13 protein-coding genes and 1 pseudogene are annotated in these 11,212 nt (G+C 38.9%); 2 read left to right on the forward strand and 12 right to left on the reverse strand.

All coding sequences use genetic code 11. The annotated features are described in order from the left end of the window. Positions 1 to 149: 149 nt before the first annotated feature. The 3 genes from DW965_RS20265 to DW965_RS17670 form a co-directional block, all read right to left on the reverse strand. Positions 150 to 896 carry an ATP-binding protein gene (locus DW965_RS20265; protein WP_243036680.1) on the reverse strand — a complete coding sequence of 249 codons (747 nt, stop codon included), beginning with the start codon at positions 894 to 896 and terminating at the stop codon, positions 150 to 152. After that, positions 839 to 1,546: an AAA family ATPase gene (locus DW965_RS20270; RefSeq protein WP_242998399.1), complete on the reverse strand. Its 708-nt coding sequence runs from the start codon at positions 1,544 to 1,546 to the stop codon at positions 839 to 841. The genes DW965_RS20265 and DW965_RS20270 overlap by 58 nt, the downstream gene beginning before the upstream one ends. A gap of 376 nt (positions 1,547 to 1,922) precedes the next feature. Then, positions 1,923 to 2,465, reverse strand: a complete 543-nt coding sequence (locus DW965_RS17670) for a hypothetical protein (RefSeq protein ID WP_118719592.1) — start codon at positions 2,463 to 2,465, stop codon at positions 1,923 to 1,925. A 1,033-nt stretch (positions 2,466 to 3,498) separates the two neighbouring features. Between DW965_RS17670 and DW965_RS17675 the strand changes: the two genes are divergently transcribed. Continuing rightward, on the forward strand, positions 3,499 to 3,879 hold the full coding sequence (locus DW965_RS17675) for a GNAT family N-acetyltransferase (RefSeq protein ID WP_119198638.1): 381 nt from the start codon (positions 3,499 to 3,501) through the stop codon (positions 3,877 to 3,879). Between the two features lie 176 nt (positions 3,880 to 4,055). Next, positions 4,056 to 4,301, forward strand: coding sequence for a hypothetical protein (locus DW965_RS18985; RefSeq protein ID WP_147342474.1), 246 nt, complete (start codon positions 4,056 to 4,058; stop codon positions 4,299 to 4,301). Between the two features lie 141 nt (positions 4,302 to 4,442). Here the strand turns inward: DW965_RS18985 and DW965_RS17680 are convergent, their stop codons facing one another. The 9 genes and pseudogenes from DW965_RS17680 to DW965_RS22340 all read right to left on the reverse strand — a co-directional run. Continuing rightward, positions 4,443 to 5,684, reverse strand: a complete 1,242-nt coding sequence (locus DW965_RS17680; protein WP_117804819.1) for a Shedu anti-phage system protein SduA domain-containing protein — start codon at positions 5,682 to 5,684, stop codon at positions 4,443 to 4,445. Between the two features lie 63 nt (positions 5,685 to 5,747). Beyond that, positions 5,748 to 7,232, reverse strand: a complete 1,485-nt coding sequence (locus tag DW965_RS17685) for a hypothetical protein (protein ID WP_243002059.1) — start codon at positions 7,230 to 7,232, stop codon at positions 5,748 to 5,750. A gap of 45 nt (positions 7,233 to 7,277) precedes the next feature. Then, positions 7,278 to 7,934, reverse strand: coding sequence for a hypothetical protein (locus DW965_RS17690; protein ID WP_117804820.1), 657 nt, complete (start codon positions 7,932 to 7,934; stop codon positions 7,278 to 7,280). Positions 7,935 to 8,001: 67 nt separating this feature from the next. After that, positions 8,002 to 8,529, reverse strand: a complete 528-nt coding sequence (locus tag DW965_RS17695) for a hypothetical protein (protein WP_118700105.1) — start codon at positions 8,527 to 8,529, stop codon at positions 8,002 to 8,004. 70 nt (positions 8,530 to 8,599) lie between these two features. After that, a complete protein-coding gene (locus tag DW965_RS17700; RefSeq protein WP_117510917.1) occupies positions 8,600 to 9,379 on the reverse strand; it encodes an ATP-binding protein in 780 nt (259 codons plus the stop codon). Between the two features lie 12 nt (positions 9,380 to 9,391). Beyond that, positions 9,392 to 9,991, reverse strand: coding sequence for a Mu transposase domain-containing protein (locus DW965_RS20275; protein ID WP_243036681.1), 600 nt, complete (start codon positions 9,989 to 9,991; stop codon positions 9,392 to 9,394). A gap of 64 nt (positions 9,992 to 10,055) precedes the next feature. Beyond that, the gene (locus DW965_RS20280) at positions 10,056 to 10,316 is read right to left on the reverse strand and encodes a hypothetical protein (RefSeq protein ID WP_243036682.1); all 261 of its coding nucleotides are present in this window, start codon (positions 10,314 to 10,316) and stop codon (positions 10,056 to 10,058) included. Positions 10,317 to 10,505: 189 nt separating this feature from the next. Further along, complete coding sequence (locus DW965_RS20285; protein ID WP_243036683.1) at positions 10,506 to 10,949, reverse strand: transposase; 444 nt, start codon at positions 10,947 to 10,949, stop codon at positions 10,506 to 10,508. 145 nt (positions 10,950 to 11,094) lie between these two features. After that, a pseudogene (locus DW965_RS22340) lies at positions 11,095 to 11,212 on the reverse strand (transposase); the annotation flags it as partial.

Raw genomic sequence — 11,212 nt, forward strand, 5'->3', positions numbered from 1 at the left:
TTCTACCTTACGATAGACACCCTTGCTGTTCAGCTATACACTTCCTTGTCGCCTAGGCGTGTTCGGGACTTTCACCCGTTAGAGCGCGCCCATGGCGCGCAAACTAAAAATACCCTGCCAGCTTTCACCAGCAGGGTTGATTAGAATTTTTACTTGTAAAGGTCTTCCAGCGTTATCAGCCGAACTTCACCTCGCTCTTGTGCCTGAAGAAGTCCATCTGTGAATCCGCCTTTCGAGAAGATATAGTAGTGATAGTTGTTGCCCTTTCCAAAAACTGAGGCATAATCCCGAATCAAATCGAGTTCATCCACACCGATTTTCTCATTCCGGTATTTGCATGAACCGATGATATAGTCTTTGCCCTCAACAGGAGTTCCGACGATATCAATCTGTATCTGCTTTTTCTTCTTCGGGTCTGTCCCCCACCACTGGCCGATTTCACTCAGCTCAATAGGAAGGCTATCCGAATAATAGAGCAGGTAATCCTGACACATCTTCTCATAAATTAGACCCATGTAATCAGGAAGATACTGCTTTACAGCGTGTGGATAGGTCTTTGCAATTCTGCCAGAGTCAATGGCACTCATATTGATTGGCACAAACCGATACCAGAAACGGAAGAAGTTATCAGCCAGCAGATAGATGGTTTTCTTACCCGGTTCTTCTGTAATCGGTGTTTCTTTCTTCGCAATGCCAAGGTCGATCAGCGTTTTCAGGTACTTCGATACGACCGAGTTTTCCTCGCCGACCTTCATCTTGATATCGTTCATTCGGGAAGCACCTTCTGCAATCGCTTTAATGATTGCATTATAAATGGCCGGCTCCCGGAGTTCCTGCTTCAGTAAGTTCCCCGGTTCCTCATACAGATAGCTGGAGCGGTCAAAGAAATTATCCAACAGAGCTTCATCACACTATCTCGCACATCCAACTTATTGATATAGTGGGGAACTCCTCCCGTGATCCCATAAATCAGGGAATTGTCTTCTGCAGACAGATTTGGGTGGAACACAGCGGTTTCTTTATAGTCTAGCGGCTCAATCTTAAACTGGCCAGTACGTCTGCCATACAACGGACTTTCCTTTCCAAGCACCTGACTCTCCATGAAGCTCATAGAGGAGCCGCAAAGAATCAGGTACATCTTGGACTCTGTCCATTTGTGGTCGATGATGTGCTGCAGCATCGCTGAAATAGCTGGTTTTGCTTTTGCAAGATAAGGATACTCATCAATAACAAAGACAATCCTCTTTTCCTTTGAAAGTGCTGTCAGCTCATCCAAAGCTGCATCATAGGACCTGAACTCCGGTGCAGACTCCATATCCGGCCGCTCAAAACTCATAATCGACTTTGAGAGAGCTTCCAGATTTTCCTTTCCTGTCGTGTTCAATGCAGAAAAGAAAATGGTAGGCTTATCTTTGCAGAACTCGTTGATCAGTGCCGTTTTACCAACACGCCGTCTGCCGTAGATGACAATGCACTCAAACTTATCACCTGCATACCGTTTATTCAGTTTGCGCAGCTCATCCTCACGGCAATAGAATTGACTCATCTGCTCACCTCCAATAATTATACTCGTGAGTTAGTAACTCGTAAGTTACTTCTTTACGAGTATAATAAATCAGATAGTCTGCAAAGTCAAGTAAAATAAGGTAACGATAAGTACATATGTTGCCTTCCATCCTGACCACGATGTCGGCCCTCTGGTTCTTTTGGGATTTCGGTGCTCACTAGCTATCCCTGTTACCTTGCTGTCTACGCTTAGCCTGCAGCGTTGCCGCGGCAGACTCAAGACTCGCTTCAAATGCTGTGGTTAGCAGCTTATTTGATGGGGCTTCCACCCACCGGACTATATACCCTTTGCTGGACGCACGGGCAGACCCCAATGTGGCAAACATACTGCTCCACTGCTTTCAAATACGCCCGCTTCATTCATAGTGATGATACACATCATCATCTGTCGTATAGAAATCACGACCGTCTGTAGTATAGACAACATCACCGTTTTCCAGATAAAAAACATCAGAACCGCGGCCGGTGATACGAACGCTTTTGCCATCACTGTCACTCAGATATTCCGGCTCCGAGGAAGATGTACTGGAAAGTTCATCGAAGAGTGCACCAAAGCTAAGTGGATCTGTTTCTTTCTCCTCTTCATACGAGGGAATGGGTGTGAGCAAAGCGTCAAAAATCTCCACAATATCTTCGCGCAAAGAACCAGAGTCTTGAGGTTCTTCGAATTTATCAATCCCAAGCCAAAGACGAACTACAATCCAGATCAGGCAAAAAACACCGACACCGATGATAAAAAGTCCACCGCGTGTGCTGAGCATAAAAGCATTGGCTGCGCTGTCGCCGGCGGAACTCGTATTCAGAATCGTAGCAAGCCATTCTGGCTGAAATCCGAAATGAAAATAAGCCACCGTCAGACCGCCCCAGATGAAAAAGAAAAATGGTATGAATATGTACATTATAATCGCCTCCTGTCTCATATTTTTTTCATATTTTTAATGAAGCGCAAAACGATCAAACTTTCCATCTGACACTGCTAAATCAATGTCACTCGTACGCTTAAAATCACCTCTTGCCTTGATCCGAAGAGAAGAATTTTTTTACATCATATTTTTTTGCAAAATCAGTAATTTCCTTTATCACCTGTCGGCGTATCCCTGTATTTTCTATTCCACCGGATTCATCGTACAATGCCAACTCATTTCCTGTTTTAATCCCATTATAGCATCATAGTATATAGTTGTCATGTAGTTAAAAACTACATCCTTTCTTCCCCTTTTTTAGTAATCTTTAATGGGGTCTGACCCCAATGTGTATTCCTCCGCCGCTTTCAACTGATTTCGCCGCTCTGACATACCTGAAAATTAAAGCAAAATTGTTACTGTTCCTTTATATGACTCCGCACTAATTTTTGTACTTCGTTTAATTGCATTACTTTCATCCGCTCTAATTCGCATTCGTCAATAGTATCAGGGGTAAAAATCCTGATTTTTACATTTCCAGTGTCCGTATTGTTCTTAATTGTGATATCATATAATTTTATTTTTTTACAAACGATTTTTCTTTCATAATTTCTCCGAAAATAATTTTATACAAAGATGATTTATTTGCTGACTTGTGATATACTTAAAGTAATGTGTGGACTGGGGAATTTAGTATAATGTACGTTTGTATTCTAATAAAGTATGAAATATAAAGAGAAGATCTGTATGCGTTAATAACGCACGCAGGGTTTGATATAGGGGATAGGGATTACCCCATATCTAATAGAGAAACTACCGGTAAAGGCATGGAAATGTCTTACATTGCCACTAATAATCCACGCATATTTGTGCCGAAGTTTAAGATATAGTGTTTTTAGGTGAAGCTGATCACGCATGCCAAATTAGCATAAAAAAGTAAGAATTCTAATTATTTTTATGGATTTTAACACAAATGATCTGTCTTGGTAAAATACAGACTATTAATTAAACCAAAAGAAAGGGTGAAGATATGGCAGAGCTTCAATATAAATTGATGACATCTGCGGTTAATAACTTTGATTGTGGGAATCCTGCGATTAATGAGTATGTTGAAAATTCCTATTTTGCCACACTGCTGCAACAGTGTTATGCATATGAAATTGAATATAAGTCACTCGTAGTGGGATACTATATGATAACCTTTCGGGATGTCGCTTTTTATGATTGTATTTCAGAAATATCTGATTATCAAATTGATGATTTTGGAGAATTTCTTCCCAGTTTGTATATAAATTATCTGGCAATAGGAACAAAATATCAAAAGAATAAAATTGGGACAAAAACATTAGAAAAAATTATTAATGAAGCACGGCAATGGACTGATTTTTACCAATTCGTTTTATTACCCTGAATGCAGTACCTGAAAAAGTGGACTGGTACAAAAAAATTGGATTTAAAGAGATGGGCAAGAATATTGATGCGGTAAATACATACATGTATATTGACCTTATTAAGGACAGTCAGTATGTGAAAAATTATTTTGAACAACAGACCGCTGACTTATTAGGGTATTGAAAGGAGAATATTATGCGCAATACTGTTATGACAGGTCCCATTATTTTATCTAAGGAAGATTCTTCACGACTTCGACAGAATATTCTTCATCCGACCGTTGAGTATCTTCAAGAACAAGAGCGTTATTTTGAAGAAATAGCTTCCAGTATGATTATCCACAAAGAAGGTTCTAATACAAGAGTAGAATTTAAAGATCTGGATCTTTCTAATCTTGATTTAATGATTGAAAAAGAAAAGAATGCGGCACCAGTACAGTAAGGCGCTGGTGCTGTCTACCTTCTCCACACCCTCACGGGTACTGATGTAGTTCATGTAATTGGCAAGATGTGAAGGTGGGGCATTCTTTAAGTAGTTGCATCGTAATATTATTTTAGGCATTTATCCTCCTTGCTAAATTCTTTATTGATAGAATTGGGAAACTACTGTGTCAACTAAGTCATCATACGTAACTATTTCCACATCCGTATAATCTGATTTAATTTCTATCCATTCATCGCATTCAAAATCATTTCTTCGTCCTACAACCAAATATCTTTTGGGTTTATATACTTTAAATCCATATTTCTTCTCAAACCACCTTCTGTTATTAGGATCTTCAAAATAACTTCTATATACTCTTGTCTGTGCGATGTATGAATTAATCTCTGCACTGAATTGTTCACGGTTATTTCGTCCAACTACAGTATTTCTTTTAACTTTTGGTAATTTGAACTCTACAATATCCGCATATCCATTTGCTCTAACAACAAAAAAATCTGGTATAATTTCGTCTTTTTCCTCACTCTGCCACTCGCACTTAACTTGGGAATGTACTCCGGTTCCCATAAATCCCATATTAAGAATAAAGTGATTTTCTTGCTGTGCTAAAAATGAGGTAATAGTTGGCTCCGAATTCTCAGAGTTACCAAACAACTCGATAAACCTATTAATTTTAGGCAGCTTATCATATTTAAAATCTGCGGGTTCCGGATACTGATAAAAGAGGTCAGCTTGCCATAATCTGTCATATACTTCCAAACTAAAACCAATCTCATCCAGTTCTCCTTCTTCTGGCTCATTATAATGACAAGGGATAAAATCAATCCACTTTATAATTCTGGTTTTTAAATCATCATCTTTTGCATCAAAAAACATGCCATTAATTAGTCTAACAAATTGTCCCTCTACAATATCAAATCCCTGTGAATTGAAACTTACCATACTATTTTGAGCAGCAAAGTTCCATTTTAAGTCAATCAGCTTATCTAATCCTGCATTTGTCGGAACCATTAAATCTTCATATATATCAGAGTATAATGGAAATGTAATCCCGCTAGTTCCATCAAAAGTAAAGCCAATTATCTTTTCAATAACTTGCTTTGAAGTCAAATCTTCTTTTGTGAAATCACGGACAACAATCATTCTTTCAGATTTTTCCACAATATTTTTTACATATGGATTACCACAATACTCTATGGCAATAAATGTCTTACTAAAATAAACAGCCATACTTTCAGGATTGAGAATAAAGCAATTCACATCCTTATAATCGATATTGTTATCTTTAATATATTTATACATTCTTCCCCAATAAACTTGAGAGATTGCTGTCAATACTTCTGAAACCAATTTTCCATAACACCCTATACTATTATCAAGCATATTTACCTCCGCAGTATTTCGAATTAATATATCCTATTTTACCACAGTATTAAAGGAATTTCATTATACCTCCAACTCCTTTTCCATTCTTTTTGCTATTTTCATAAAATAGTCTCTGTCTTCAATAAAGTGCATATCTCCAACAGCATCACAATCGTTCAAGACATGTAAAACACTCGTAACCTGAGCATTGCTGTTCTGATTAGTAACTAATGCTTTTACTACCTTTTCAAACTTTTCTTTACCGTTCTTATATGTAGCCAGCATCATCTCCAAGTCTTCTATGGTCATGATATAACATCTGCTGTCATCAACAAATATCTCTGGTATCGAAGACATCACTATTTGCGTATTCGTCATACTCTCATACAGCAAAAAAATTTTAATAACCGGCTTTTGTCCCTGATATTCCTTTTCAGACATTTTAAGTTGTTCATGTGCTTCTAAAATATTTCTTTTGTAAAATGTATCAATCTGTTGAACATCTGGTGCCTGTTGCTTTGCCTTTATTCCAAGCAGTCCTGATTTCAATTCAAACAAGAATACCGCATCCTCAAATTCTACAAAGAAATCCGCACTCTTTTTGTCTTGTTCTGGGATTTTGTGCCACATATCTTCTGTCAGGTAAATCTCAGCCAGTTCCATAAAATATTCTTCGAACATTCTGCCAAAAGCATTAATGAACCCGGTTCCCTTACCATTCTTATAATAATAATCTCGAATTAACCAATATAAACCATCTGCAAAGAGCATCTGTACCAAATACATACTGACCATAATCGGCTCTTTGTTCTTTTGAGTAATCACAAAAGGTTTGCTATAAAACAATTGTTTCTGTATTGGAGACTTCCTTACATCATCATATGTAACAGAATAATAATTAATAATTTTCTCCAAATTCTCTTTAGTGAGTATGCTGTTTGCCCCGTGCTTATATAAATCATCCTCTGCCCCTAACGGATCGGGACGCTCACTGCATAACCACAACAAATAAAGTACATTGGTCATAAACTCGTCTGCACTCATACCAAACAATTCTTCTGTAATTTCATTTATATCTACAATCTCATCCCTGCTAATTTTACTTGAGCCAAGCAAAATATGATAATTTCGGCTAAAGCTCTGGTATGTCCATGCTAAATTCTGATACTTAAACTGTTCATATGTCATGCCCATCATAAACTTAAATATATCAGGCAATTTTGCATCTTTGATATATTCGCTATTGGAATGCTCATTCTCATATCCTCTATACAAATTTACCACCGTACCAGCCTTTTCTCTTGTCATAATTTCTTTTCTGTAATCATTTGCACTGACTATAGAGACATACGCCATATTTTGAATATCCCATGCTGACAACATTACCTGCACTTGCCGATGTATAAATCCATGTAAGATAGCATTCAATGGAAATGTAATACTACACTTTAATTCATCTTCTGACTTATTTTGCTGATTCTTATATAGTTCGATTGATATTTCTGAGAAAAAATAGATAAAATCTCTTGTCGAATAATTCTTAATAAAACTCACAAAATCTTTCAATTAGTATCCACCTTTCCTATGCATCTTTTCCACCACTTCATACTTTTAGTAATAGTTTTCCTCTGCCTCTCCAAAGAATACAGACGCTATGTACTTAACAATATAATTAAAAAAGAATATTGCTGTTTCCTCAAAAAATACAAATAGAAAAACCCCTATTCCTTGTATAGCATATATTTCACCGATGATAGACAAAATAACTGCTTCTGCGCATAAAAAGATTATTTCAAACAAATCTGTCTTCTTTTCTTTACAAATCCAAAACTTATATGCCATAACAGCCATTCCACTTGTTACTATTGCACCAAAAATAGTTCCACCTATTTCTTGGAATGAGAGCATTGTTAATAAAACACTTTTTAAAATCAGTAATATGCTTTCTGTACTTCCTCCAGTGTCTTCACAACTTTCTGCCAAACCATATACAATGTAGACAAAAGTCAAGATAAAAACCATCACTCCCGTATTACTATCTAATTCATAGGAATTCAAGCCCGACCACAATATTGTTAGTCCGAAAATAATTCCGATATCTCTTAAGATTACTTTGACTCGCATTTCTGAATCCCATATTTTGTATTTCAATAATCCAAATCGAAATGCAAATCCTAGTCCTGCTGGTATCCAGTACCATGATACACTCCAAATCCATTCCCATCCGCGCATTATTATCTGATTAAGTAATTCTTCAATTGCACTCATCCGATCACTCCTATCCTATGTTGCCGAAAGAGGGTCTGGCCCCAGATATCTTACTAAATATCCCGCCTTATAATGCGAAGTCTGCGATGCAATCATCTATCATGGCATGCATCGTGTAGTTTTTTACTCGGAAGTCTTTTAGTACTTTTTTAACTCTTTTTCTATCCGCATCGGAAAAACAGCTGACATGCCACGATGCATTTCTTTTTCTCTGGTCATGCCCGTAGTCAACATAATCCATATAATCCAATATGGAATGACAGCCTTCTGGAATTGGAACACCATATTGTTTTGACAATTCGTTCAACACATTTTGAGTTCTTCCTGCCTGCTCAAGCCAAAATCTCTGCATTACAGCATCTTTCGCATCTCTTTCCGAATATGGCAATGTGTCTTTATCTTCATTTGCAAAGATGTCTTCTACACTTGGAAGCATACGCCTTCTGTGGTGCGTAGCATACTGAAAATTTCGCACCATAAAATCCAAGAAGCACTGCTCACCGCCATCTTTCTCAAAAGATTGCAAAAGGCCTAGATTGATGTGTCCTACAGCAGACAATTTTTCATAATTGCATCCACATTGCATATTCCGCAAGAACTGCGCATCCGTTCCAGAGGAACGGAGCGCCATTCTGCTTTAAACTGAGCAAAGCTCAGCACGTTTATTAGTTACCATTATTTACTCTGCGATCCCTGCCAGGAAATTCAAGACGATATGCCTTGGATGTCATTCGGCTTAAGCAGGCATCCGCATAGGTGGAATCCCCAAAAAGTTGATACCATCCGGATACTGGAATCTGAGAGATTATAATAGTTGCCTTGCGGCAGTCTCTGGACTCGATGATTTCAAATAAATCGCGGCATTTCTCGATGTCCAGATCCATTAAGCCGAAATCATCTATCACCATGAGATCATAAGCTGCCATTTCATTCGAATACTCAAAGTAAGTACCTTCCTGCCTGGCATGATCTGATTCCTTTAAGAGTGTGTTCGCACGTATGTATTTAACAGTACGGTTCTGATGCATTGCTGTGATACATAAGGCGCAGGCGATGTGCGTTTTCCCAGCACCGGCCCCTCCGGTCATCAGCAGGTTATTCGGCTCATCGATCCAATCACACTTGGCCAGAAGTTCTATGACGTGTGTATTCAGCTGACGTTCTGGATCATAGATTGAACTGTCAAGATCAGCTGCAGGATATTTCAGGGTCGCTTTCTTCATGAGACGTTTAAACTTTTTACTCTCACGCTGATCCCACTCCTGATTTACAATAGCAGCAAAGCGGACTTCAAATGGTTCGAGACCTGTGTTTGGTTCCAGCAGCTGCTTTTCAAATGCTTCAGCCATACCGGACATGCGAAGTTTATACAGCCGATCCATGAGTATGTTCTGTTCCTTTGTGAGTTTATCGTTATAAAGATAATCTTTTAATCTGTATGCCATAGTACGTCACCCTTACTTATAGTAGTCCTTTCCTCTGATATTTTCATGGTTGGGCAGTGTTCCTGGTGAATACTCGGGGAGTTCCTTCACATCCATCTTTTTCAGCATCTGCTTGAAGGTAAAATACTTACAGGAATTGATCTCTATACATTTACGGGCAACTTCTTCAGCAGCACCTTTCGGGATTGTTTTTACTTTATGCAGGATACCTGCACAGGCATTATAGGACTGCTCTTCATGTTTTGATGATTTAAGGAGTCTGTCAATCAGTTCTGACATCGCAGGACCAATGGCAGAAGCCCAGCGGCGGTAATAATTACCATCCTTTGAATTGACTTCTTTGTAATAAAGGTGTTCTGGCGGCATATGTTCATCTACCGTGATATACAGCGGAAACTCTCTATAAGACCGCTTATGTGTACAGATCAGCCGATTATACAGATCACAGATTCTGATCTCTGAAGCGGTTGCCTTCAGGATTGCAGGCTTGCCACAGTAAGAGTACAATACGGAGTAGTAGTGGCCGTCATACTCGATGTGGTAGTTGTTGGGAACTTTTAGGACCGCTTTATAGTCGCAAGCCGTGTAACATCCGCCTGGCAGTGGTTTCATACATGGTTTGTCATACTTTTCGAAAGCATCCTGTCTTGAGAAGTCCTTGCCTTGAAAAGATCGTTTATTGAGGACTGCTACTATTTTTTTTTATTTCAGCATTTAGGTCTTCAAAGGATACATATATCTTTTCTTTCAGTTTCTCAACCAGGTGTATTTCAAGATAACGTACATGATTTTCAACTGTAGGCTTGCCTTTCGGCTTTCTAGCGGGTGGTGGAAGAACTATAGTTTCATAGAAATCTTCCAGATCTGCAAATGTAGACTGCAGGATAAGTTCATCCTTTGTGTGCTTGGTTACAGCAGTTCGCAGGTTATCGGGCACAAAGTATTTCGTAACAGCACCATAAAATGAAACAGCATGGGCACAGCCTTCTATAAAACATGGGAGCTTCTCATTTGGAAAAGCTTCGGCATAGATCAGACTGCTGACTCCAAGAGTGGTCGCAAAGATATGGACTTTTTTGATCTCGCCCGTTTCGGTATCTGTTAACAGTTCCGGCTGATCACCGACCTAGTCGATATACATCTTTTCACCCGGGATTCGGTTTACGGCCATGGATACCTTCTGGCCACCATAGTTTTCTGCTATGAATCGGTTGAAGTATTCGTAAAACTGTGACTTCTCATAACCATCAGGATTCTTTTCTTTATAATCCAGCCAACAGAACGAAATGTTCATGCGGCTCCCTGGTGCATGGATTCTGTCATAGTAATACTGGAAATCTGGAAGTGGGACATCTTTCCTCTGTAGATTTTTCTGCGGATAGAAAAGGTTCTCAACTTCCTTAGGTGCCATCATTCGGAGTTCCTCGATTGGGATTCCGTTGGCATGGTATCGGCTCATGATCAGATTTAATGTACCTGAGCCAATCTTGTAACGGTCCATAACTGACCTGGTCTGGCATCCATTCAAACGCATCTGGATGGAGCCGATAATCGTGTTGTAGTCTTGCATAGTTATGCCTCCTTTCGCAATCATTTGATGACTACGAAAGAACTATAACACGTTGAAAACTTATTGATCAGCTGAAGCGGAAACGCGTTCAGTTACATCCGGAAAGACTGATCAGCTCTTAGCGGAATGCGTGGTCAGATGAGCCGGAATTTGCATCGCCAACACTGATGGTTAAAACTTCTTTTTTTCCTTCCGTGTTGATTCCCAGAATCACGTAAGCAGCAAGCTTTCGGATCACGCCATTATCCCTTACAGAATAATGG

The sequence above is a fragment of the Blautia sp. AM47-4 genome (assembly GCF_003479865.1).
GTDB lineage: Bacteria > Bacillota > Clostridia > Lachnospirales > Lachnospiraceae > Fusicatenibacter > Fusicatenibacter saccharivorans.

Bases quoted from the DNA above. Each gene is read 5' to 3' on its own strand.
- DW965_RS18985 (WP_147342474.1), top strand. From the start codon at position 4,056: ATGCGCAATACTGTTATGACAGGTCCCATTATTTTATCTAAGGAAGAT.
- DW965_RS20270 (WP_242998399.1), bottom strand. From the start codon at position 1,546: ATGAGTCAATTCTATTGCCGTGAGGATGAGCTGCGCAAACTGAATAAA.
- DW965_RS17680 (WP_117804819.1), bottom strand. From the start codon at position 5,684: ATGCTTGATAATAGTATAGGGTGTTATGGAAAATTGGTTTCAGAAGTA.
- DW965_RS17675 (WP_119198638.1), top strand. From the start codon at position 3,499: ATGGCAGAGCTTCAATATAAATTGATGACATCTGCGGTTAATAACTTT.
- DW965_RS17690 (WP_117804820.1), bottom strand. From the start codon at position 7,934: ATGAGTGCAATTGAAGAATTACTTAATCAGATAATAATGCGCGGATGG.
- DW965_RS17700 (WP_117510917.1), bottom strand. From the start codon at position 9,379: ATGGCATACAGATTAAAAGATTATCTTTATAACGATAAACTCACAAAG.
- DW965_RS20285 (WP_243036683.1), bottom strand. From the start codon at position 10,949: ATGCAAGACTACAACACGATTATCGGCTCCATCCAGATGCGTTTGAAT.
- DW965_RS20275 (WP_243036681.1), bottom strand. From the start codon at position 9,991: ATGAAACCACTGCCAGGCGGATGTTACACGGCTTGCGACTATAAAGCG.
- DW965_RS17670 (WP_118719592.1), bottom strand. From the start codon at position 2,465: ATGTACATATTCATACCATTTTTCTTTTTCATCTGGGGCGGTCTGACG.